General features: G+C 61.3%; 17 protein-coding genes, 1 tRNA gene and 3 pseudogenes. 3 read left to right on the top strand and 18 right to left on the bottom strand.

Translation table 11 applies throughout. The annotated features are described in order from the left end of the window. Position 1: 1 nt before the first annotated feature. From AC0C6X_RS05100 to AC0C6X_RS05125, 6 genes are all read right to left on the bottom strand, one after another. On the bottom strand, positions 2 to 973 hold the full coding sequence (locus tag AC0C6X_RS05100) for an ABC transporter permease (RefSeq protein WP_173518016.1): 972 nt from the start codon (positions 971 to 973) through the stop codon (positions 2 to 4). A 4-nt stretch (positions 974 to 977) separates the two neighbouring features. After that, positions 978 to 2,111, bottom strand: a complete 1,134-nt coding sequence (locus AC0C6X_RS05105) for an ABC transporter permease (protein ID WP_173518015.1) — start codon at positions 2,109 to 2,111, stop codon at positions 978 to 980. After that, positions 2,108 to 3,643, bottom strand: a complete 1,536-nt coding sequence (locus tag AC0C6X_RS05110) for an ABC transporter ATP-binding protein (protein ID WP_173518014.1) — start codon at positions 3,641 to 3,643, stop codon at positions 2,108 to 2,110. The genes AC0C6X_RS05105 and AC0C6X_RS05110 overlap by 4 nt, the downstream gene beginning before the upstream one ends. A gap of 301 nt (positions 3,644 to 3,944) precedes the next feature. Continuing rightward, positions 3,945 to 6,233 (bottom strand): heavy metal translocating P-type ATPase, encoded by a 2,289-nt coding sequence (locus AC0C6X_RS05115; protein WP_472952101.1) that lies wholly within the window; start codon positions 6,231 to 6,233, stop codon positions 3,945 to 3,947. Positions 6,234 to 6,328: 95 nt separating this feature from the next. Next, on the bottom strand, positions 6,329 to 7,741 hold the full coding sequence (locus AC0C6X_RS05120) for a coniferyl aldehyde dehydrogenase (RefSeq protein ID WP_472952116.1): 1,413 nt from the start codon (positions 7,739 to 7,741) through the stop codon (positions 6,329 to 6,331). A gap of 2 nt (positions 7,742 to 7,743) precedes the next feature. After that, positions 7,744 to 8,445: a lysoplasmalogenase gene (locus tag AC0C6X_RS05125; protein WP_472952102.1), complete on the bottom strand. Its 702-nt coding sequence runs from the start codon at positions 8,443 to 8,445 to the stop codon at positions 7,744 to 7,746. 336 nt (positions 8,446 to 8,781) lie between these two features. Between AC0C6X_RS05125 and AC0C6X_RS05130 the strand changes: the two are divergent. Then, positions 8,782 to 8,829, top strand: a pseudogene (locus tag AC0C6X_RS05130) (YSIRK-type signal peptide-containing protein); the annotation flags it as partial. Between the two features lie 14 nt (positions 8,830 to 8,843). Here the strand turns inward: AC0C6X_RS05130 and acuI are convergent. The 6 genes and pseudogenes from acuI to AC0C6X_RS05160 all read right to left on the bottom strand — a co-directional run bounded on the left by acuI (position 8,844) and on the right by AC0C6X_RS05160 (position 17,276). Continuing rightward, positions 8,844 to 9,835 (bottom strand): annotated as a pseudogene (acuI, locus tag AC0C6X_RS05135) (acrylyl-CoA reductase (NADPH)). Positions 9,836 to 9,869: 34 nt separating this feature from the next. Then, positions 9,870 to 10,949 (bottom strand): quaternary amine ABC transporter ATP-binding protein, encoded by a 1,080-nt coding sequence (locus tag AC0C6X_RS05140; RefSeq protein ID WP_472952103.1) that lies wholly within the window; start codon positions 10,947 to 10,949, stop codon positions 9,870 to 9,872. Beyond that, positions 10,942 to 11,829: an ABC transporter permease gene (locus tag AC0C6X_RS05145; RefSeq protein ID WP_247958692.1), complete on the bottom strand. Its 888-nt coding sequence runs from the start codon at positions 11,827 to 11,829 to the stop codon at positions 10,942 to 10,944. The genes AC0C6X_RS05140 and AC0C6X_RS05145 overlap by 8 nt, the downstream gene beginning before the upstream one ends. 101 nt (positions 11,830 to 11,930) lie before the next feature. Continuing rightward, on the bottom strand, positions 11,931 to 12,932 hold the full coding sequence (locus AC0C6X_RS05150; protein ID WP_173519217.1) for an ABC transporter substrate-binding protein: 1,002 nt from the start codon (positions 12,930 to 12,932) through the stop codon (positions 11,931 to 11,933). Between the two features lie 117 nt (positions 12,933 to 13,049). Then, positions 13,050 to 15,563, bottom strand: coding sequence for a CoA transferase (locus AC0C6X_RS05155; RefSeq protein WP_247958694.1), 2,514 nt, complete (start codon positions 15,561 to 15,563; stop codon positions 13,050 to 13,052). Between the two features lie 24 nt (positions 15,564 to 15,587). Then, entirely contained in the window at positions 15,588 to 17,276 is a 1,689-nt protein-coding gene (locus AC0C6X_RS05160; RefSeq protein ID WP_472952104.1) for a GMC family oxidoreductase, read from the bottom strand. A gap of 160 nt (positions 17,277 to 17,436) precedes the next feature. On the opposite strand from AC0C6X_RS05160, the gene AC0C6X_RS05165 reads away from it, so the two are divergent. Next, complete coding sequence (locus AC0C6X_RS05165; protein ID WP_472952105.1) at positions 17,437 to 18,576, top strand: LysR family transcriptional regulator; 1,140 nt, start codon at positions 17,437 to 17,439, stop codon at positions 18,574 to 18,576. Between the two features lie 649 nt (positions 18,577 to 19,225). On the opposite strand, the gene AC0C6X_RS05170 is transcribed toward AC0C6X_RS05165, so the two are convergent. The 3 genes and pseudogenes from AC0C6X_RS05170 to AC0C6X_RS05180 form a co-directional block, all read right to left on the bottom strand. After that, positions 19,226 to 19,618, bottom strand: a complete 393-nt coding sequence (locus tag AC0C6X_RS05170) for a DUF5615 family PIN-like protein (RefSeq protein ID WP_472952106.1) — start codon at positions 19,616 to 19,618, stop codon at positions 19,226 to 19,228. Then, a complete protein-coding gene (locus AC0C6X_RS05175) occupies positions 19,615 to 20,340 on the bottom strand; it encodes a DUF433 domain-containing protein (protein WP_472952107.1) in 726 nt (241 codons plus the stop codon). Before AC0C6X_RS05175 ends, AC0C6X_RS05170 begins: the two co-directional genes overlap by 4 nt. A gap of 307 nt (positions 20,341 to 20,647) precedes the next feature. Continuing rightward, positions 20,648 to 21,598: pseudogene (locus AC0C6X_RS05180) on the bottom strand (IS256 family transposase); the annotation flags it as partial. 24 nt (positions 21,599 to 21,622) lie between these two features. On the opposite strand from AC0C6X_RS05180, the gene AC0C6X_RS05185 reads away from it, so the two are divergent. Beyond that, positions 21,623 to 22,198, top strand: coding sequence for a hypothetical protein (locus tag AC0C6X_RS05185; protein WP_472952109.1), 576 nt, complete (start codon positions 21,623 to 21,625; stop codon positions 22,196 to 22,198). Positions 22,199 to 22,321: 123 nt separating this feature from the next. Here AC0C6X_RS05185 and AC0C6X_RS05190 read toward each other — a convergent pair whose 3' ends face one another. The 3 genes from AC0C6X_RS05190 to AC0C6X_RS05200 form a co-directional block, all read right to left on the bottom strand. Further along, positions 22,322 to 22,645 carry a hypothetical protein gene (locus AC0C6X_RS05190; protein WP_472952110.1) on the bottom strand — a complete coding sequence of 108 codons (324 nt, stop codon included), beginning with the start codon at positions 22,643 to 22,645 and terminating at the stop codon, positions 22,322 to 22,324. A 215-nt stretch (positions 22,646 to 22,860) separates the two neighbouring features. Next, on the bottom strand, positions 22,861 to 23,169 hold the full coding sequence (locus tag AC0C6X_RS05195; protein WP_472952111.1) for a hypothetical protein: 309 nt from the start codon (positions 23,167 to 23,169) through the stop codon (positions 22,861 to 22,863). A 335-nt stretch (positions 23,170 to 23,504) separates the two neighbouring features. Further along, positions 23,505 to 23,581 (bottom strand) — tRNA-Met (locus tag AC0C6X_RS05200). Between the last annotated feature and the right edge of the window lie 40 nt (positions 23,582 to 23,621).

Here is a 23,621-nt window from a genome sequence, read left to right on the forward strand (position 1 = left end):
TCTAGCGCTCCTTGACATAGGGGACGCCGCCAGCCTTCGGCGGGATTGCCTTGCCGATAAACCCGGCCAGCAGGATCACGGTGAGGATATAGGGCAGCGCCTGCATCAGTTGCACCGGCACCTGGCCGATCAACGGCAGCGGATTGCCCTGGAGACGGATCGCCAGCGCATCGAGGAAGCCGAAGAGCAGGCAGGCCAGCATGATGTTGAACGGCCGCCATTTGGCGAAGATCAGTGCTGCAAGCGCGATGTAACCCTTGCCGGCGGTCATGCCCTTGACGAAGCCGGCGGTCATCGCCAGCGACAGATAGGCGCCGGCAAAACCGCAAAGGATGCCGCAGCAGATGACGGCGCGATAACGCAGCCAGATAACCGAGATACCGGCCGTATCGACCGCGCCGGGGTTTTCGCCGACTGCGCGCAAGCGGAGACCGAAGCGGGTGCGGTAGAGGATCCACCAGCTGATCGGCACCATGGCGAAGGCGACATAGGTCAGGAGGAAATGCCCGGAAAGCAGGTCCGAATAGATCGGACCCAGGATCGGGATCTCCCTGACGCTGTCGGCAAAGGGGAAGGTGATCGTCTGGAAGCGGGAGCCTTCGCCAAGCGCCGGGGTGCGGCCGCCCTGGCGGAACCAGGCTTCGCCGAGGATGACGGTCGAACCGGCCACGATGAAGTTGATCGCGACACCGGAGACGATCTGGTTGCCGCGCTGGGTGATCGAGGCGTAGCCGTGGACCAGCGACAGGGCAATCGAGATCAGAATGGCCGCCAGCAAGCCCATCCACACGGACTGGGTGACGGCGGCGACAGCGCCGGCCGCAAAGGCCGCGCCGAGCATCTTGCCTTCGAGGCCGATGTCGAAGACGCCGGCACGTTCGGTGAAAAGCCCGGCAAGCGCTGCAAAGATCAGCGGGACGGAAACGCGGATGGTGGACTCGAGGAGCACCACGATGACGTGGAAGAAATCCATGGCTTCAAGCTCCCTTGGTCTGTGCCACGACGGCCGCACGGCGGCTCTGCATCGCGAACAGTCGGGTGATCGCCGGCCGGAACATGTTTTCGAGTGCGCCGGCAAAGAGAATGACCAGGCCCTGGATGATGACGATCATGTCACGGGAAATCGACGGCATTTCGAAAGATATCTCGGCTCCACCCTGATAGAGCATGCCGAAGAGGACGGCGGCCGGGATGATGCCTGCCGGATGCGAGCGGCCCATCAACGCCACGGCGATGCCGACGAAGCCTGCCCCTTGGACGAAATCGAGCTGCATGCGTGCTTGTTCACCCATGATCGGGTTCAGCGCCATCATGCCCGCGAGGCCGCCCGAGATCATCATGGTGATCACGGTGATGCGGCTTTCGCTCATGCCGGCGTAGCGCGCTGCCGAGGGGCTGTGGCCCATGGTGCGCATTTCATAGCCGAGCTTGGTGCGCCAGATCAGGAGCCAGACGCAGAGGGCCGCAACCAGCGCCAGCAGGAACGAGACGTTGAACGGCGCCGTACCGACGTCCAGCCCGAAGATCGCAAGCAGCCAGTCCAGCTTCGGCAATTGCCCGCCTTCGGCGAAGGTCCGCGTCTGCGGCGCCATCGAACCGAGCGGCTTCAGGACACGCGTCAGCAGATAGACCATCAGGCTCGAGGCGATGAAGTTGAACATGATGGTGGTGATGACGATATGGCTGCCGCGTTTGGCCTGCAGCCAACCGGGAAGGAATGCCCAGGCCGCGCCGAAGAAAGCCGAACCGAGGATCGCCAGTGGGAAGACGACGTACCAGGGCATCGTCTGGTCGAGCCAGAGGCAGGCGAGCGCAACGCCGATACCACCGACGTAGGCTTGGCCCTCGCCGCCGATGTTGAAGAGGCCGGCATGGAAGGCGACGGCGACCGCAAGGCCAGTGAAGATGAAGGTCGTCGCGTAGTAGAGCGTAAAGCCGAGATATTCGCCGCGGCCGAAGGCGCCGTTGATCAGGTGATAGGCGGCCTCCAGCGGATTTTCGCCGACGAGCAACACGACCAGGCCGGCAACGAGGAAGGCGACCGCGAGATTGATCAGCGGGATGAGGCCATATTCGACCCAGCCCGGGAGCTTTGCATAAGGGGTGCTCATTCTGCGGCCTCCTTGCGGCCTTCGACACCGGCCATCAACAGGCCGAGTTCGCCCTCGGTGGCATCCGGATCGCGCTCGCCAACGACGCGGCCGGCGAACATGACCAGGATACGGTCCGAAAGCGCGCGGATTTCATCGAGTTCGACGGAGACCAGCAGGACAGCCTTGCCCTGATCGCGCATCTCGATAATCCGTTTATGGATGAATTCGATGGCGCCGACGTCGACGCCGCGGGTCGGCTGGCCGATGATCAGCACATCGGGCCCGCGCTCCATTTCGCGCGCCAACACGATCTTCTGCTGGTTGCCGCCGGAGAAATTCGCGGTCTTCAGCCGCGGATTCGGCGGGCGTATATCGTATTCGGCGATGCGCTTCTCGGCATCCTCGCGGATAGCATCGATGTTCAGGAAGACGCCGTTGAGGTAGCGCTTGTCATGATGGTAGCCGAGGATGGCGTTTTCGCACTCCTCGAACTTCAGGACGAGGCCGACATGGTGGCGGTCTTCCGGCACATGGGCGAGGCCGCGATCGCGCAGTTCCGCCGGGTCGGCATGGCCGGTGACGTCGATTGGCTTGCCATTCAGGTGCACGGAGCCGGACACGGCACGGCGGATCCCGGCGATCGCTTCCAACAGTTCCGACTGGCCGTTGCCGGCGACGCCGGCGATGCCGACAATCTCGCCGGCCCGGAGATTGAACGAAACGTTGTCGACCATGGTGACGCCGCGGCCATCCTTGACGGTAAGCCCCTCGACTGCGAGCTTGACCTCGCCGGGCTTCGCCTCACCCTTCTCGACGCGCAGCAACACGCGGCGCCCGACCATGAGCTCGGCGAGTTCCTCCACCGAAGTCTCGGCCGTGGTCCGCGTCGCCACCATCTCGCCGCGGCGCATGACCGACACTTCGTCGGTGATCGCCATGATCTCGCGCAGCTTGTGGGTAATGAGGATAATGGTCTTTCCCTGGCTCTTCAGCTGTTCGAGAACGCGGAAGAGGTGGTCGGCCTCGGCCGGCGTCAGCACACCGGTCGGCTCGTCGAGGATCAGGATATCGGCACGGCGATAGAGCGCCTTCAGGATTTCGACACGCTGCTGCAAACCAACCGGCAATTCCTCGATGAGCGCGTCCGGATTGACCTCCAGCGCGTATTCGCGCTCCAGCCGCTTCAGCTCGACGCGCGCCTTGGCAATGCCCTTGTTGAGGATCTGGCTGTCCTCGGCGCCGAGCATGACGTTTTCCAGCACCGTGAAGTTCTCGACCAGCATGAAGTGCTGGTGGACCATGCCGATGCCGGCGGCGATCGCCGCATTCGGGTCACGGATGGCGACGGGCTTGCCGTCGACGAGGATTTCACCACTATCGGCTTGGTAGAAGCCATAGAGGATCGACATCAGGGTCGATTTTCCCGCACCGTTTTCGCCAATGATGCCGTGGATCGTCCCTTTGCGGACCTTTAGATTGATGTTCTTGTTGGCGTGGACCGGGCCGAAACTCTTGTCGATCCCACGCAGTTCGATGGCAATATTGTCCATATTGGCCTTGCGATCCCCAAACTGGCCCGCTTCGGCATTCTTCCCAGAAACCGTGCCGGCGATTTTTTTACCATTTGGTCTAAGTTTATCATCGATTTTTCGGGGCGAAAGCCCTCAACCGTGATCTCCTTATACTCTCATCAGATCGCTGGTCAGAGTCCAGCGTGAATATTCACAGGCACTTGGACGCGAAAAACCGGCGACAACGGGTGCCGCCGGTCCTCTTTTGATGTTCCCATGCCGTTCTCGCAAAACCGCCGCACACTTTTGCGCGACATGCTTTTGAGGACTTTGGGGTCGTTCAAGCGGCTCGCACGGGCCGGAGCAGCCGCAGCGCATTCATGGTGACGAGCACCGTGGCGCCGGTGTCGGCCAGGATGGCGGGCCAAAGACCGGTGACGCCAATGATCGTCGTCACCAGGAAGACGGCCTTCAGGCCCAGCGCGATCGTGATGTTCTCAACGATGTTGCGCATCGTCGAGCGGGAAAGCCTGATCATCGACGCCACGTCGCCGACCCGGCCATGCAACACCGCCGCATCCGCCGTTTCCAGCGCGACGTCCGTGCCGCCGCCCATGGCAATGCCGATATCGGCGGCAGCCAGCGCCGGCGCATCGTTGATGCCGTCGCCAATCTTGGCAACGTTGAAGCCTCCGGCCTTCAGTTCACGAATGATGCGTTGCTTGTCCTCTGGCAGCAGTTCGGCCCGAACCTCCATGCCGAACTGGCGGCCGATCGCCTCCGCCGTGCGCCGGTTGTCGCCGGTCAGCATGACGACGCGAAGGCCGGCATCGGTCAATGCCTTCACACCCGCAGCCGCATCCGGCCGCGGCTCGTCGCGCATGGCGATGGCGCCTGCGATCACGCCACCGGCCACCAGCACCGAAACCGTCTTGCCTTCATCGTTGAGAGCTGCGACGCGCGCCTTCTCTTCGGCGGTCATCGGACTCCGCTCGGCGGCGGCCTTGGGCGAGCCGAAGAACAGCGCGATGCCGTCAACGGTCCCTTCAAGACCCTTGCCGCCGACCGCATTCACGGTCGCGATGTTGGGGACGACAGGGCCGTCGGCCGTGCTTCGCTCCAGGATGGCGCGGGCGAGCGGATGGTTCGATCCCTGCTCCAGCGCGGCCGCCAGACGCAGAACCTCTTTCTCCGACCGGCCGAAGCCGAGGATGTCCGTTACTTTCGGCTTGCCTTCAGTGAGGGTCCCGGTCTTGTCGAAGGCGGCGGCGGTTATCTTGCCGACGTTTTCCAGCACCGCGCCGCCCTTCATCAGCAGCCCGCGCCGGGCGCCCGCCGATAGGCTGGCGGCGATTGCGGCCGGCGTCGAGATCACCAGCGCACAGGGGCAACCGATGAGCAGGATGGCGAGGCCCTTGTAGATCCACTCATCCCAGGAGCCACCCCAGAGAAGCGGCGGCAGCACGGCGACGAGCGCCGCGACCACGACGACACCCGGCGTATAATAACGCGAGAAACGGTCGATGAAGCGCTCGGTCGGCGCCTTGCTTTCCTGCGCTTCCTCCACCAGGCGAACGATGCGTGCAATGGTGTTGTCCGCCGCGGCGGCCGTCACCCGGACGCGCAGCGCCCCGGAACCATTGACGGTGCCCGCAACGACGATGTCATTCACTTCCTTACGCACCGGCGTGCTCTCGCCGGTCACCGGCGCCTCGTCGACGGCGCTTTCACCGGAAAGCACCACGCCATCTGCCGGAATGCGATCGCCGGGGCGTACGAGAATGGCGGCGCCGACGGCGAGCGCCTCGGCAGGAACTTCGTCAAGCCGGCCGTCGCGCTCGACGAAGGCAGATTTCGGAACGAGCGCCGTCAGCAACTGGATGCTGGCGCGCGCCTTTCCGGCCGCCACGCCCTCCAGAAGCTCACCGATCAGGAACAGCAGCACGACCATGGCGGCTTCCTCGGTCGCGCCGATGAAGACCGCGCCGATGGCAGCAATCGTCATCAGCATCTCGATCGAGAACGGCGTGCCCATGGTGGCAGCCGCAAAGGCGCGGCGCGCGATCGGTAGCAGGCCGACGAGCATGGCCAGAGTGAAGATCCAGGGTTCTGTGACCGGGGCCAGCTTGCCGACAGCATAGGCGGCGATCAGCGCCAGGCCACTGGCGATCGTCAGCCTGCCCTTGCCCGATTTCCACCAGGCACCACTGGTTGGGCTATGGTCTTGGCCATGAAACCCCATGGCGGTCGCCGCGGTGTTTTCACTCTTCGGCCCGGCGTGACCGTCATGATGATGATCGTATAGGTGTTGGTGATCATGCCCATGATCATGATGGTGACCATGATCGCCGTGGTCGTGGCCGGAGCACAGGTGCCCCGCTTTCCGTTCCAGCATCTGGCCGGCGTTGATCGGGTGCAGGCGATAACCGAGCTTTCCGACCTTGCTCACGATCGACGTTGCGAGATCGTTCTCGTCGGCGAATCTTACCGACATCGTGCCCGCCGACACGGAAACCGAGACGTCCTCGACGCCCGACAGCCTGCGCACCGCCGTGTCGATCTTGGTCGCGCAGGACGCGCAATCCATGCCTTCGACGCGATAACGGGCTTCCCGAATAGTGCTCGCCATAACCTGCTCCTTGCAAATCCTGAAGCAAGGCTACGACCTCTAGCAACTAGAGCTACAAGTCGAAATTGCAGTGTGGATGCAGAATTTTTGGTCGCCTATCGCGACAGGAAACGGATGACCCAGTCGGCGATGCCCCGATAGGGCGGCTTCACCAGATCACTCGGCGCCGGATCATATTTTCTCAAGATCGGCATCGCCTTGGAGAAGGTCAGGAACCCGTCGCGGCCGTGGTAGTGGCCCATGCCGCTGGCACCAACGCCGCCGAAGGGCAGGTCGTTGCAGCCGAACTGATAGAGCGTGTCGTTGACGCAGACGCCGCCTGCAACGACACGCGAAAGAATGGCCTCGATTTCCGCCTCGCTGCGGCTGAAGCAATAGAGCGCCAGCGGGCGATGATGGCCAAGCACATAGCCGATCGCGTCCTCGATCGAACTGTAGCTGACCATCGGCAGGATCGGCCCGAAGATCTCCTCGCCCATGACAGGGCTGTCGCGATCCGGATCGATGACGAGCGTCGGCTGGAGAAGGCGCGGCCGGGCGCTGCTGTCTTCAATCGCATCGAGAAGCGGGACCACCTCATGGCCGCGCGCCGCAGCATCGGCAATCAGGCACTGCAGGCGCTCGTACTGAGCGGCATTGATGATGGACGTATAATCTTCGAGCTTTCGCTTTGCAGGATAACGCGCCGCGACTTCCTGCTTCAGCAGATCCACGAAGGCGTCGCGCCTGCTCTCATGAATGAGGACGTAGTCGGGCGAGATGCAGGTCTGGCCGGCATTGAAGAACTTGCCGGTTACGACACGCGCGGCGGCTTTCGCGAGGTCGGCTGTCTCGCCGATGATCGCCGGCGACTTGCCGCCGAGCTCCAGCGTTACCGGCGTCAGGTTCTGCGCGGCCGCCGCCATCACCTTGCGCCCGACGGCGGTCGAGCCGGTGAAGAACAGATGATCGAACGGCAGGGTCGAGAAGGCGGCGGAGAGCTCGGGGCCGCCGATCGCGACCGCAACTCGCTTTTCCGGAAACACCTCGGCAAGTAGCGATCGCAGAAACTCGGCCGTGTGCGGTGTATGCTCCGAGGGTTTCAGGAAGACATGATTGCCGGCAGCGATTGCTGCCACGAGGGGGGCAAGCGCCAGGTTGACCGGGTAGTTCCACGGCGAGATGATGCCGACGACACCGAGCGGCACGAAGCGCACTTCCGCCTTGGCCGGCCAGAGTTTCCATCCTGCCTTTCGCCTCTCCGGCCGGACCCAGTGCTTGAGCTTCGCCAGTGTGTGGTCGATCTCGGAAAGCACCACGCCGCCTTCGCCAAGCATCGTCTCATGCCGGGCGCGATGGCCGAAATCCGCGTCGATCGCATTGCACATCTCATCCATCCGGGTGCTCAGGCGGTTCCTGAGCCGGCTCAGATCCTCGCGGCGCTGCTCGACGGGCGGGCGCGCCTGCAGCCACGCGCGCCGCAAGCGGTCGAAGGTGGCGGCGAGATCTGAAGGGGTATCGGGTGTGATTGTCATCGGATTTCAGTCGAGCGAGCGAAGAACCACTGCGCCGCATAATAGGTGCCGAGCACCCAGAGGGCATTGAAGGGAATGTCCCATCGGAAGCGGCCATAGGCGAGTACCGTGTCGCTGACCAGGAACAACAGGCCACCGATAGCGGCCTGGCGGGCGCCACTTTGCTGTGGCGTTGCCGAAAGCTGCCGGGCGCGGGAGACGGCCTGGGCGGCCATCGCACCAAGCGCCAGGGCGTAGATGATGACCGGGACGCGCATCGCCGACGGCAGCGACGTCCACAAGCCGCCGACGACGAGAAGAGCAATCAAGGCGAAGAAGCCAAACACCCCAGGATGGGCGGCAAATCTGGCATCGCGTGTGAGCGCATAGATGTAGGCGCAATGGGTCAGCAGAAAACAGACGAGGCCGGCGAGAAAATAGTCGCCCGGCAACATGAGAAAGACGTCGCCGGCGGCAGCAAAGGCGAGACCTATCACGATCGCCATGGCATAGGCGCTGGACGAGCGGCGAGCGTTGCGCAGGACAGCGACGAGCAGCAACAGCGTTGCCGTCGGCTTCGTCAGGTAGTGCAACCAGCGCCAGGCGGAACCGTCCGCCCCGGCGAGCAGGCTGCCGAGGATCGCCAAGACGGCACACACGAAAAACAGCATATGGAAAGAGCGATTGCTCCCTACGCTTGGGGTCTCCCGGTAGTTCATTCTCGCTCCCCCGCCATCAGCTGCATCCGGCCTTGCCGCCGGTCGCTGATTTGTCATTGCAGCGATAGTTTCGATTTTTTCGGGATTGTCCAGTTGGGGGTGAGACGAGACGCTCGCTGTTCGAGACTTCTAGATTTGGAGAGCGTGGCAACTGCCGAGGCAACGGGGGCGGGGCGGGCTCGGGGGCTGGCGTTTGCGTTGGGCGCTTATGTCCCAGAGACGGCAAAAGGGGCTCTGAGTTTCCCCGGAGCGCTTTGATGGATTTGGGAGAATTTGGTTGCGGGGGCCTGATCGCACGGAGACTTGTAACAATCCTGCGCTTGCAGGCCTCTCAGGCGTAAGTTCTCTTTTGGAACTGCCAGCGTTATCCCACGCCGACAGTGAAATATGAAGCGATATCAATCAATCTGCGGATTGACCGGCACTAAAATGCGGCCTCGCACCTCACCCTCAAGGAATCGCGGGGCCAATGCGACCACATTGGAGAGCTGGACTTCCGTCGTCATTGCCTCAAGTCTTGCCATATCGACTTCGTGCGCGAGTCGTTGCCAGACGATCAGCCTCTCGGATTTTGGACACATAACGCTATCGATCCCTACCAGCGTCACACCACGCAAGATGAAAGGCGCGACCGTCGTGGTCAGTTCCATCCCGCCCGCCAGTCCACATGCGGCTACGACACCGCGATAGCGCATCGAAGCCAGTACATTGGCCAGGACTACTCCGCCTGCCACGTCGATGGCTCCCGCCCAACGCTCCTTGGCCAAAGGTCGGCCGACCTGCGTGAACTCCGCCCGGTCGATGATGGTCGTGGCACCGAGGCTGGTGAGATAATCCGCTTCGGTCATCCGCCCTGTAACGGCAGCAACGCGGTAGCCGCGCGCGGCCAAAAACATGGTTGCAATGCTGCCGACACCACCGGCCGCGCCGGTTACCACCACTTCTCCGCTGTCGGGCATCACACCGGTGCGCTCCAGCGCCATGACACACAGCATTGCCGTGTAGCCAGCGGTCCCTATCGCCATGGCGTTCCGAAGGCTGATCCCTTCCGGCAAAGGCACCAGCCAGTCTCCACTTACACGCGCCCTTGCTGCCAGGCCACCCCAATGCCTTTCCCCAACACCCCAGCCGTTCAGCACCACCCGGTCGCCCGGCTCAAAGGCGGAATGGGAACTTTCGACGACGACGCCCGCAAAATCGATCCCCGGCACCATCGGAAAACTGCGCACCACCGGGAGGCCCCGGTAATCGCCAGAGCATCCTTGTAGTTCAGGGTCGACCACGCGACCTCCACCAGCACGTCGCCTTGGGGAAGTTGCGAGGTATCGATCCTGGAAAGACCGGCTTCCTGCCCACTGTCAGACTTTTCGATCAGGACGGCGTCAAACATCTGAGATTCCCATTCCTGGATTTCCCTATTTCGCCTACGCGACTTTCTTAGCGTCGGACGTTGAGCACGCCACTTGCGCATTGACCATGGCGTCAACCGCCTGGGGAAGCGTCAGCACACCTATGGCCTGACCGTCGCCATCGACAACGGCGATCTCGCTTGCCCCGGCCAGCGTCATCGCTCTTGCCGCTTCCTCCAACTTCGCGCCGGCCGGCACCGAAATCTTCAACTCACGGGCCGAAGCATTCAGCGGGGTGGCGACTGTCTCGACTTTGATGACGCGCGCGCGGTTCACTTCCCGGACGAAGCTGGCGATGTAATCGTCGGCCGGGTTCATCACGATGTCCTGCCCGGTGCCCTGCTGCACGACTTCCCCATCCCGCAATATCGCGATGCGGTCCCCGAGCCTCAGCGCCTCGTCTAGGTCATGGGTAATGAACACGATTGTCTTTTTGATCTCCTTCTGCAGGTCGAGGAGCACGGTCTGCATGTCGACGCGAATGAGCGGGTCCAGCGCGGAAAACGCCTCGTCCATAAGCAGGATCGGCGCATCGTTCGCCAGCGCACGGGCAAGACCGACACGCTGTTGCATACCGCCCGACAACTGATTGGGATATTTGCTCTCGAAACCCTTGAGTCCGACACGTTCGATCCACCGCATGGCGCAGTCGACCTGCCGGTTACGAGGTGCCCCTTGTATCTCCAGGCCATAGAGGGTGTTTTCGAGAACGGTGCGGTGGGGGAGAAGCGCAAACTTCTGGAACACCATGGCGGTCTGATGCCGACGGAACTCACGCAACTGCACGGCATCCATCTTGACCACATCCTCGTCGCCGATGATAACCTCACCGGACGTCGGGTCGATAAGGCGATTAATGTGGCGGATGAGCGTGGACTTTCCCGATCCCGAAAGTCCCATGATCACCTGAATGCCGCCAGCCGGCATTGAGATGTTGATATCTCTCAAACCAAGGACATGGCCATGCTTTGCGTTCAATTCCGTCTTCGTGACACCTTGCTCGACAAGTTTGACGCAATCCGCACCATTTGGACCGAAGATTTTGTAGAGCTTTTTGATTTCGATGCCGAAGCCACCAATTTTTTTGTTACCCATGAACCACCTCCCGGTGCTTTTGAAGGCGCGCGCCGAAAGCTTGGCTGACGCGGTCGAAGATGATGGCGATGCCGACGATGGCGAGACCGTTGAAGATCCCGAGCGTGAAGTACTGGTTGGAGATCGCCTTCAGCACCGGCTGTCCAAGGCCCTGAACGCCGATCATCGAGGCGATGACCACCATGGCGAGCGCCATCATGATCGTCTGGTTGATGCCCGCCATGATGGTGGGGAGCGCAAGCGGCATCTGCACGTTCTTCAGCTTCTGCCAGTTCGAGCAACCGAAGGCATCGGCTGCCTCCAGCACGTCCTTGTCGACCAAGCGAATGCCGAGATTCGTCAGGCGGATCATCGGCGGGATGGCGTAGATCACCACCGCGATCAGGCCGGGAACCTTGCCGATGCCAAGCAGCATGACGACGGGGATCAGGTAGACGAAGCTCGGCATGGTCTGCATGACGTCGAGGATCGGGTTGATGACGTTCTGGACTCTGTCCGAGCGGGACATGGCGATGCCGATGGGAATACCGACGACGATCGACAGCACCGTGCAGACGAAGATCATCGAGACCGTCTTCATCGTGTCGTCCCACATATCGAAATAACCAATGAGCAGCAGCGTCACGACCGTTCCCGCGACGATCTTCCAATTACGGCTGGCGAACCAGGCGACAGCAGCGATCAACAGGAGGATAATCGGCCAAGGCGTCTTCGTCATGAAGCGTTCCGACCAGATCAGAAAGTGCTGTAGCGGCTCGAAAATTGCTTCAAGACCGTCGCCATAGGCACGCGTGAAACCGCGAAACCCCTCGTCGATCACCTTCTTGAGATCGCGTAAAGACGCATCGTCCATGTGGGGAAAGCTGAATAACCAATCCAAAATCCATCCTCCTCGATAACGGTAAGCGCATCCTTTGACGCGCTGTTCGTTGCCGGCGCAGCATGTTCCACCGGGGCGCGCCAGCAACGTCTTGAACGGGATCAGAGTGCTGCCTTGATCTTCTCGGCAGCTTCCGGCGATACCCACGCCTTCCACATGGCCTCGTTCTCTTCGAGGAAGTGCTTTGCGCCGTCGTCGCCGCTTGCCTGGTTGTCGGTCATCCAGGCCATCAGCTTGTTGACCGTGTCGTTGCTCCAGGCGCGCTTGTTGAGGTAGCCCATGACGTCCACGCCGGCGCGCTCGGAGAACGCCTTGGTCACGAGCGTCTGGACCGTATCCTTCGGCCAGTCATTCTTCTTTGAGTCCGGGCAATCCGCAACCGTGTTGCAGCGCTTCCACTCGGCCGCATCGTAGGGTACGCCATGCTCGACCTTGACCATCTCGTACTTGCCGAGAAGCGCGGTCGGGGCCCAGTAGTAGCCAACCCAGCCCTCCTTGCGCTCGTAAGCCTTGGCAATCGAGCCGTCGAGACCGGCGGCCGAACCGGTATCGACCAGCGTGAAGTTCGCCGCCTCAGCGCCGTAGGCCTTGTAGAGTTGGCTGCTCACGACCGTACCGCCCCAGCCCTGCGGGCCATTGTGGATCGCACCCTTCGATTTGTCTTCGGGGTCCGGGAACAGTTCCGGATGCTTGAGGACGTCATCGATCGTCTTGATGTCCGGATGAGCGTCGGCGAGGTACTTCGGAATCCACCAGCCTTGCACCGCGCCGTCGGTCAGGACGGTCGATGCAACGACGAGCTTTCCGTTCGCAACGCCGGCGTTGACGACATCAGGCAGAAGATCGACCCACCCTTCCGGCGCGATGTCGGGCTGGCCCTTTTCGGTCATCGACGTGATCGTCGGGACCGTATCGCCCTGTATGATTTCGGCGTTGCAACCATAACCCTCGGTCAGGATAAATTTGTCCAGACTGGCGAGCACTTCGGCGCTCTGCCAGTTCATGCTAGCGATGGTGACGTCGCCGCAATCCGCTGCCTGCGCCGAATTGCCAAAGGTCAGCATCGCTGCTGCAAGGCATGTCGAGGCGAAGAGTTCTTTCATGGCATTTCCTCCCTATGCGCGATGTTGAAGTTTCAAGCCCGTCGACGCCATCGCGTACCTCAGCGGGCCGCCGGCGGCTCCGGTATCCTCCTCAGAACCCGAAGCCGCCGTTTCCTGCTAGCTTGGCAGATACTCAGCACTCCAGGTCTCGCTGATCGTACCGGAGGCGATCAGCCGGTCGATCTCGACGTCGGTGTAGTTCAGGGACCGGAGAACGGCGCGCGTGGACGCCCCGTACTTCTCCGCCGGCGCGACAGCCGTGACCTTGCCGACGGCCGGACGGACGGCGAAGGGATCGAGCTGTGTGACCGTGTGCCCGCTCGGATGGTTCCGGAAGATCGAGAAGGAATAGCTGCCCCGGTCGATCCCGGGCGTGCCGTCGGCAACGCGGGCATTGCGGCTGCGGATCGTTTCGATGTTCTCACAGAGCGATACGCCAATATCGGCTTCCTGCAGGCGCTGCTGCCAGGTTTCCGCCGGCGCGGTCAGGAAAGCCCCTGCGAGATAGGCCTCGCGATCGGACGCGACCATCTCAACAATCCCTCTCAGACCTTCAACCTTGCCGAAGCGCGGAAGATCGGCTTCCGAGGCGCACAAAAGAAGGTGATCGCCGCCTGCCGTTTCGTAGAGCCGCGACAGGGCATGATAACCCTTGGTTTCGCGTCCGGACGGCTCATCGAAGGGACCACGCCCCGCATAGTCGTAGCAGAACGGTATCTGCGCGAGGCCGGTCAGCGCCGACAGCGACGTGCGCGGGCGACCGACGATCCCGGTTCTGGATTTCTGGTAGAGAGCAGCGGCAATGCCGACCGCCGCACCGAAGCCGCACATGACATCGATAGTGCCGACATGGGCATGTTCCTCCGGCGTTTCCATCGAGCCGCCGAAACGCAGCATGATGCCGGTCGCCGATTGCACGAGGTCATCATAGCCGAGATAGTCGGTGCGCGGGCCGGTGCGCACGCCGCCGAAACAATCGAGCTGACAGAAGATCGCCTGCGGATTGAGCGCCTCCAGGTTTCCGGCATCGAGCCCCATCGCCTTGACCTGACGGTCGGTGGCATTCCAGACCACGACGTCGACGGAGCGCACCAGTTCCTCGAAGACAACGCGGCCATCGGGCGAACCGATGTTCAGGAGCACGGACTGCTTGCCGCGCATGTGCGACATGCCGAAGATCACGGTGTTCCAGCAATCATAGAGCGGCTTGGCCGGATCGATCTTGATGACCTCCGCGCCGAAGCGGGCGAGATAGGCGACCGAATGCGGGCCGGCAATCACATTGCAGAGATCAAGTACCCTGACGCCATCCAGCCAGCCACCGGGGGCGTCGGTCGGAGGGGCCGGCAAGGAAGGACGCTCCATATCTGCAAACATCGCCAGCGCATCCTTGACCGTTCCCCAGCGCCGAGGGTGCGGCGTTAACATGGCGTCCGCGCTCTCTTGCAGCCACGCCATCGGCCCGGGCTGGATCATGCGGCCGAGGGTCGGATCGTCCACCTCGATCATGAGGCCGGCAGCCTTGGCGTGATCGTCGGCGATCCATTCCTTTAGCCAGCGCTGTGGCGCACCCGGAAACAGCCCTTCCCCGAAGATGCGTTCCCATTCGGCCGCCGTCTTCGTCAGGAAGACCTCCTTCATGCGGGCCGCGATCTTGTCGGCCCAGAATTTCGGGAGCGGATAGACGCCAAGCGAAACGTCCGACGACCATTGAGAGACCGGAAGATAGGTGTCTTCCTCCTCGCGCAGTCCCTCGGCCACCAGCTCATCGTAGAGGCCGAGGGCTTGCAGGCAGCGCTTCGCATGGTTCTTGTGGCTGGGGCAGACGACGTAGAACATCCGCCCGTCGGCGCACATATAGCTGCGATAGAAGGGATCGAGGAACTCCTGGAGGTCGTCATAGGACATATCCATCGGCAGGCCCTCGCCGCGCCGCCGCTCGATCTCCCGCTCGCGCTGGGTCTGGTAACGCAGCGGATAATCATCGATCAGGATCGAATTGTAGGAGAGGCCCTCCATGACGGCACTTGCCAGCGGCACTTCGATGTGGTCGCCGTGCCCGGTGCGCTCGCGCGCCTGAAGCGCCAGCACCGTTGCCGACGCCGCAAGCATTGTGCCGTAGGCGGAAGAGAGCGGCAGCGGCGAGAAAGACGGGTTGATGCCCATGAGCACGCGATTGAGGCCCATATCCGTGAAGACGCCGGAGGACGCCGCAATTACCGCCTCGAAGGCCCTCCAGTCACGGCGAAGCTGATCGTCGGAGGCAAAACCGGGGATCGACAGGGTGATCAGCTCCGGCCGCGCCTTGCGGAGCGCTGCAAAATCGATTCCAAGCCGGGCGAGCACGCCGGGGCGGAAATTCTCAACAACAATATCGGCCTCGGCGACCAACGCCTTTGCCTGTTCCACCCCCTCCGCTGTCTTGAGGTCGAGGGTGATGATCAGCTTGTTGCGGTTGAGGATGGCATTGGCGGGATTATCCCAAAGCGGGCCGCCGGGCGGATCGACATGCACGACCGTCGCGCCAAGATCGCCAAGGATCATGGCAACAGCCGGGCCGGCAATATATTGCCCGAAATCAACCACCCGAACGCCGGAAAGCGGAAGCGCGGAGCGCGCGATCGATGTCATTTCGACTGTCCTCCCAAGGATTTCCTATACGCGTGCATCGGCAATGATCCAGCCGGCCGCCTTTTCGGCGATCATCAGCGTCGGTGCGTTCGTGTTGCCGCTGGTGATCTTCGGCATGATGCCTGCGTCGACGACGCGCAGGCCATCGATGCCGTGCACCCGAAGACGGCTGTCCACCACCGCCATCGGATCATCGTCACGGCCCATCTTCGTCGTCCCGACGGGATGAAAGATGGTGTTGGCGATATCGCCCGCGAGCCGGGCGAGCTCCTCGTCGCTCTGAAACTGCAAGCCGGGTTTCCACTCCCGCGGCTGGTATTTCGCGAGCGCCGGCTGCGACACGATCTTGCGCACCTGCCGGAGACTCTCGGCAGCAATACGGCGGTCCTCTTCGGTGCTGAGATAGTTCGGCGCGATCGCCGGGGCATCCGACGCCTTGCCGGAGCGAATGCGCACGCTTCCGACGCTGGTCGGATTGAGGTTGCAGACGCTTGCGGTGAAGGCGGGAATGTTGTGCAACGGCTCGCCGAAGGCGTCGAGGCTGAGCGGCTGGACGTGATACTCCAGGTTAGCATGGGCCTGGCTGTCATCTGAACGGGTGAAGGCACCGAGCTGCGAGGGCGACATGCTCATGGGGCCGCTGCGCTTCAGCATATATTCGAGCCCGATCATCGCCTTGCCGAACAGGCTGTTGGCGAGCGTGTTCAGCGTCTTGGCATTGCCGACCTTGAAGACCGCGCGGATTTGCAGATGGTCCTGAAGATTTTCCCCGACGCCCGGCAAGTCGTGCGCGACCTCGACGCCTTGGCGCTTCAAGAGAGCGCCCGGCCCGATGCCCGACAATTGCAGGATCTGCGGCGAACCGATCGCGCCGGCGGAAAGGATGACCTCACTGCGCGCACGAACCTGCGCACTGCGTCCTTGCCGCTGAAGCATAACGCCAACGCAACGCTTGTGACCGGAACCCTCGGTTTCCAGAATCAGCCTTTCGACGTGGGATTGCGTCCAAATCGTCAGGTTCGGGCGGTGTTTCGCCGGGCGCAAGAAAGCCTTGGAGGTATTCCAGCGCCAGCCGGAGCGTTGGTTGACCTCGAAATAGCCGACACCCTCATTGTCGCCGCTGTTGAAATCGTCGGAGCGCGGAATACCGGCCTCGACGGCGGCCTCGGCGAAGGATTCGAGGATGTCCCATTTGAGCCGCTGCTTCTCTATCCGCCATTCGCCACCGTGACCGTGCATGTCGGAGAACCGGCTGTTGCCGCCGGTCTTCGGGTCCGCGCCGTTGTCGAGCCGGTAATGGTCCTCATGCGCCTTGAAATCGGGCAGGCAATTCTGCCAGGACCAGGCGGCATCGCCGGTCGCCGTCGCCCAGCCGTCGAAGTCGCGCGCCTGGCCGCGCATATAGATCATGCCGTTGATCGAGGAGCAGCCACCCAGAGTCTTGCCGCGCGGATAGCGCAGCGACCGGCCGTTCAGCCCGGCATCCGGTTCGGTCTTGTACAGCCAGTCGGTGCGCGGATTACCGATGCAATAGAGATAGCCGACGGGGATGTGAATCCAGTGATAGTCGTCCTTGCGGCCAGCTTCTAGCAGCAGCACGCGCATCGCGGGATCGCGGCTGAGGCGATTGGCGAGCAGGCAGCCTGCGGAGCCTCCACCGACGATGATATAGTCAAAACTATCGTCGACGGGGTAAGAAGCGCGGCTGGTCATCGGCTTGCCCGCCTGCTGCGATTCAACACCGCACAATCATAAGATTCGACGATTTGCCGTGGCATTTTAGCCTCCTCCTCATCTCTATTTTCAGGAATAGCGGAGGAGTGACGCAGAAATCCAATGACAAATAGCATAAGGCATTATAAGTGAAACTAATATGCTTCAATCAATTGACCTGAGAACATTGAGGGCATTCGCTACTGTCGCGCGCGAAGGCAACGTCACGCGCGCCGCGGAGCAACTGCATATCACCCAACCTGCTGTGACGCTGCAATTGAAGCGCCTTGCCGCCGATACCGGGCTCACCTTGTTCCGGCGGACGTCCACGGGTCTGGAGCTGACGCAGGAGGGAGCTCTTCTTGCCGCCAAGGCGGAGCAGGTGTTGGCGGCACTTACGGATTTCGGGCAGACGGCCGGGCACCTGGCGACGCGCGTGCGGGGGAAACTTCGGATCGGCACCATCATCGACCCGGAGTTCACACGCTTGGGTGCGTTTCTGAAGGCGCTGATCGAAAGCGGGCCAGGCATCGAGACGACGTTGCGCCATGGCATGAGTGGAGATGTACCGGAAGGGCTTCGACGGAATGAACTGGATGCTGGATTCTTCCTCGGAGACCCAAGGGACTACGATCCTGTAGCCGAGCTTTCGGATGAAACTACCACCAAACTGTTTTATGGCAGGGAACTGGCACAACTGACTTATCGCGTCGTCGCCCCGCCGTCGCTTGCCAGCTTCGTGCGCGGTGCGGATTGGGTACAGCTAGCATCCCTGCCCTGGATCGGTACACCACCCGCTTCGGTGCATAACCGACTGCTGGCACGCCTGTTCACCGATCTTGGCCTGCGCCAGAACATCGTCTCCCAGGTTGATCAGGAAGCGTCGATGGTCGCCATGGTCCGCACGGGCGTTGGCTTGAGCCTCTGCCGTGAGTCGATCGCTCTCCATGAACAACAAGCCCACGGGCTCTTCATCGCCGATGCGGTGAAAATTTCGACGACATTGAGCTTCATATGCATGGAAGCTCGTAGGGATGATCCCACTGTTGTGGCCGCATTTGATGCAATCAAACGTGTTTGGGTGTTTGGGGTTAAGCAGATCAAATTCGCTCAACATCTTGCACACGGCCTTGGAGTGAACCCCTCGGGCTGGGCCACGGGACACGGAAAAACTGATACGCTCTGTGGGCCTCAATCGGAGAAGGCTCATGAAGTCCCGAGGACCATATCGAGGGCACTCGACGCCGTTCAAGCTGCAGCTTTGCCAGGATATTCGAAACGGCGTCATCGGACGACGTGACGCACAGCGCACTTATGGTGTTTCGGCCACATTGCGCGGCGCATGCGGCAAGGCCGGCCGCAGCCGTCGACGGAAAAACGACGACGAGCTGGCCGATTGATCTGCGCTGGACGCTGCAGGTGGTGCTTTATTTGCCTTGGTCTGTGGTCTGGATCAAGTGAGGGCGGTTTTTGCGGTGCTGGGTGCTGTGGGGATTGCTTGCCGGGCGACTGCGAACGCGGTTTTGTGGCGGGGTCAAACGCAAGAATCCCCGCAGGGGGGCTTTTGTGGATCGCAGGGAATTTTGGTTGCGGGGGGCCCTGAGGACACAGAGACTTGTACTGCATCAGGTTCCGTATTGATTTGCGGCAATAGTTTCTGCGCTCATCATAAGCAACCTACAGAATGCACACTCGGGTAATGGCTGTATAGGGGCCGCAACCCGTCGGCAGCTGTCGCATCGCGTTGAGCGATAACTGCCATTCGACTTTCGGCCTCGAAAACGTCTTTCAAATTTGAGTTGCATAATCACAAAAGATGCCATTATTCCACGAATGCTGACGGTTGCCTTGCACCACCGATCTTGCTGATTGCCGACCGGTGATTCAATGGATAAAAACCTGCCTACCCCTCCTCGCTCGGCTTCCGCCCGGTTGCGTGTGCGCGCCGTTCATATCTGTTTGATACGAGTGCTGGTCATGGGCAATTCGAACATTGCTCCGCCCTGCACGAGAGCCGATTGCGTTTCAATCGTCTGCCATAGGGCAAGGATGCGCTCCATCTGCTTGATGAGCGGGGATTTATACAGCCCTTTCGAGAGGAAGAACCCCACCAAATGTGAATTGCGGAAGGCATTGTATTCGGTTTTGTTTCGAGTGATCCGACGATCACCAGATATAACGATCCATCGGCCCTCGGCGCTCAATTCTGTAATCCATTGGATATCCTTGACGCCCGGCCCATACCGCTCCCGAACGTGAATGATCTCGTGCTTCCCGGCAAACAATGCGTTCAAGGAACGGGCGAGCGCGGGAGGAAGGTTTTCATCTACCAGAACCTTCAAGCTGCTCTCTTCAGATCGCTCTCGAATTGCAGCGCATCGCGAACGACGGCCACCGGCACATCGAATATCCGCGCAACATCCTCGACCGACCCTTCCGCCTCAACCGCTTCGGCCAGAGCTACTGTCGGAACTCCAAAATCATATGCGATGGGCTGGCCGAAGGCCCTGCCCGGATCGATCACAATCGACTTCTTGCCATGGAATGGTCGCCAACGGACCACGGCGTCATCTTCGATGTCGAGGTCTTTAAAGGTCCGTTCGATGACCTGTTTGAAGACATACTGCTTTTTCTTGAGGTCGAGCAGTTTCGGCTCGCCGAGCTGATCCCCCGCGCGCTCGATACTTTCGAGAAAAATAGTGCGCCCGTCCGTCTGGAAACGCCGGGTAGAAAATGGACGCTCATCATTCGCGCATTCCCTCGCATAATCGAGGCAGTTGCGAATAGCGAACAGACCGACGCCTGCATCGAGGAACGCCTTGACGAAGCGCAGTTCGATCAAATCGCGGAAGCCGATCTCAAGGTGGTCCTCAATGGCGATGTGTTGCGTCGTCCAGAGCGGGGGCATCTGGCGAGCCTCACCACCGCGCTTATAGGTGTATCCCCGCAGCCAGCGATTTACGTTGAGGGCAGGCGTCCTCAATAGGCGCGCAGCTTCGTGCGCGGTGTAGGAGCCTACGCCGATTACATCCGAAGCCAGAGCGGGGGTGCGCATTGAGGTCATGGCGGCAACCTACCGATATCTCCAACGCCCGCAAGATGGCCTTCATCATGCAGTAGGATTTTTTCCAACTGATAAGAACAAAATCTTCATCCCGAAATCGTCCATCGCAATGGCATCCGACGAACTTTCTCAGCCGCGTCCAAGACGGAGTTTGTGGAGTTCGTCTTGCTTGCTGCGAAGCTGTTCGGGCGAAGCTTTCCATCCGAATGCGTCGAAAATTTCCAAGAGCATCGACAATGCGGGGTCTTTCGGATCGCCCCCCTCAAAGTCGGATGGGGACAACAGCCTGCGGACGACGATAGCAGGCGATGGCGTCATCATTGGGGAAGATGCCGACGACCTCGGTCCTGCGCTTGATTTCGCCGTTGAGGCGCTCGATCGGGTTGGTGCTGTGCAGCTTGGCGCGGTGCTCCTTCGGGAAGGTCATGTAGGCGAGAACGTCTTCTTCTGCATCATCCATGATGGCGGCGAGCTTGGGGACCTTCGGCCGGATCTGGTCGGCGACGGCGCGCCATTGGGCGCTTGCGGCTTCCGGCGTCTCCTGGGCGAAGGCGGTGGCGATGAAGGCGGAGACGACACGCCGACCGCTCTTGCCGGCGTGGGCAAGAACGTTGCGCATGAAGTGGACCCGGCAGCGCTGCCAGGTTGCGTTGAGCACCTTGGTGACGGCGGCCTTTAGGCCCTCGTGGGCGTCGGAGACGACCAGCTTGACGCCTCTGAGGCCACGGCGGGTCAGCTTTCGTAGAAACTCGGTCCAGATCGGCTCGGCCTCGGAGGTGCCGACCTCCATGCCCAGCACCTCGCGGCGACCGTCGCTGTTGACACCGACGGCGATGATGACGGCGACGGAGACGATGCGGCCGCCACGGCGAACCTTCAGGTAGGTGGCATCGATCCACAGATACGGCCAGTCGCCCTCGATCGGCCGCTCGAGGAAGGCCTTGACCTTGCCGTCGATCTCTTCGCACAGCCGGCTGACCTGGCTCTTGGAGATGCCGCTCATGCCCATGGCCTTGACCAGATCGTCGACCGAGCGGGTCGAGATCCCCTGCACGTAGGCCTCCTGAATGACCGCCGTCAGCGCCTTCTCGGCCATGCGCCGCGGCTCCAGGAAGCCCGGAAAGTAAGAGCCCTTCCTAAGCTTCGGAATGCGCAGCTCGACGGTTACGGCACGCGTCTCCCAATCCCGCTCGCGGTAGCCGTTGCGCTGGGCCGTCCGCAGCGGGTTCCTCTCGCCATAGCCGGCACCGGTGGCGGCGGGCCTTTCATCTCGAAATTTGAATTGAAGGACGCAGGCAAGCTACGCGAGTTCTTGTCGAGACAGGTTGCCATCGATACTGTCGGTAACGGCAGCGGATTCAAGCCTGCGCGCCTGCTTGACTTTGATGGCGATCCACCCGACGCGCTCGAACCCAATATGGCCGTCGCACTGGATCGCGCTTTGGCGCTCGTTTCCTCTGTCTGCGTATCCGCAGTCACGAGCCGCCGTCCGTTGCCCGATAACAGTCTTCTTCTTGCCGCCACATGGTCTTTCGGTCGGTGCCCGATCGAATTGCAGGATGAGATATTGAAGGCGGCTCAAGCGCATTTGGACGCAAGAGAACATGTTTTCCTCGAGAATAGGTCTGCATCGACCGTCATCCTTCATGGTCTGGGTCGGATCATAAAGGAGGAAAAGCGGCTCGAACGATCAATCGACCTCTTGCTGCGTCATCAGCCCTCGAAAGGAAATGTCCCCGCAGCGCTTGCATCGCTCCTAAGCCGTCCGATCGCGACACCTGAGGTGTTGACAGAAGAACGAGTTGCAAAAGCGACGGAGTTTGTCGTCGCACTTCTTGCGGAGTTGCGGCAGAATTAAAGATTCGGAGCCAACCTAAACTATGCGCTTCAGATCGTCGGGGGCATTTTGCGGTCCCGCCAGCAGCAACCATATGCTCTTCTTCTCGGGACCTCCCGCGAGGCTGAAGCGGTCCATCAGCAGTTATCGAGCCTGAAGCCATTGATGGAACGGCGAGCCACCGGAAACAGGCAGATACGTGCCAAACTGGTCATCATCGAAAGTCTGATGGAGATGCTGTCCGGCTCCGGCGGTGACACCGAGAACCGTGAAGCGCGGATGAATGACAAGAGCGAGTGGGTGGTCGGCGAGGTGCCGGAGCTGCGGATTGTTTCCGACGAGCTGTGGGCGAAGGTCAAGCAGCGCCAGCTGGCGGTCGAGGCAAGCTTCAGCCACACGACGACCAACCGGCTCAACCGTGCTCACCGGCCGCAGTATCTGCTGAGCGGCCTGCTCGAATGCGACCATTGCTGCGGCCCCTATGCCATTATGGCCAAGGACCGTTACGGCTGCACGAACCGCCAGAAGAAACTGCCGATCGACGATCTCGGCGGAATCGTCTGCACCAATGCCAAGACCATCAGCCGCCAGGAGCTGGAAGCGCGGGTGCTAGACGCCATTCCGACCAACCTGCTGACGCCCGAGCGCACGACCTCCTTCCAGGAGGAAATCAATCGCCAGGTTCAGAAGGCCGCGGCTGCGAGCGCCAGGGCCGCGGAGACGATCGAGGCCAAACTGAATGCAATCTCGTCCAAACAGAAACTGATCGCCGAACAGATGACCCAGCGCATGCTTGCCGGCCAGATGAAGATCGCTGCCTTTGACCAGATGCTCGACGATTTAGAGAAGGAGCGTACGCACCTGACGCTCGAGCTGGAAGCAGCCACGCCAATTTCACTGAGACGGAAGAAGAGCGATAGCGCTAGCCTGCGTAATTCGGGCGACCCGATCGTTGTGAACCCGTCAATGTTCCAGTCGGTTCTGGATGCCATGACGACGTCACTGAAGGGTGCCGGAGATGGCAACGACATGCTTGCGGGCTACGGCCAGTTTGTCCGCTCCCTCGTTCAGAAGGTGGTGATTGCGCCCTCCCCCGACAATCGCCGCGCAGACCTGACCATTCATGGCCGGTTGGCATCGATCCTTGCATCGATGGAAGCGTTTCAGGACTACAGCATGAGAATGCGCGAGCACTATCAACGGGATTACAGCACCCGTGTGAAGGCCGGCGAGTTCAGGGATATGAAGGGGAAAGCCTACTACCTGAGCCGCTTCCAGGCTATTCTCAAGGAGAAGGAAGCCGACTGGAAGCGGTTACAAGTCTCAGTGGTTGCGGGGGCAGGATTTGAACCTGCGGCCTTCAGGTTATGAGCCTGACGAGCTACCGGGCTGCTCCACCCCGCGCCAAGTGTAAATCCCGAAGGGATTTATCACGGTAACGCAA

The sequence above is a fragment of the Ensifer sp. VA4 genome, from assembly GCF_055710065.1.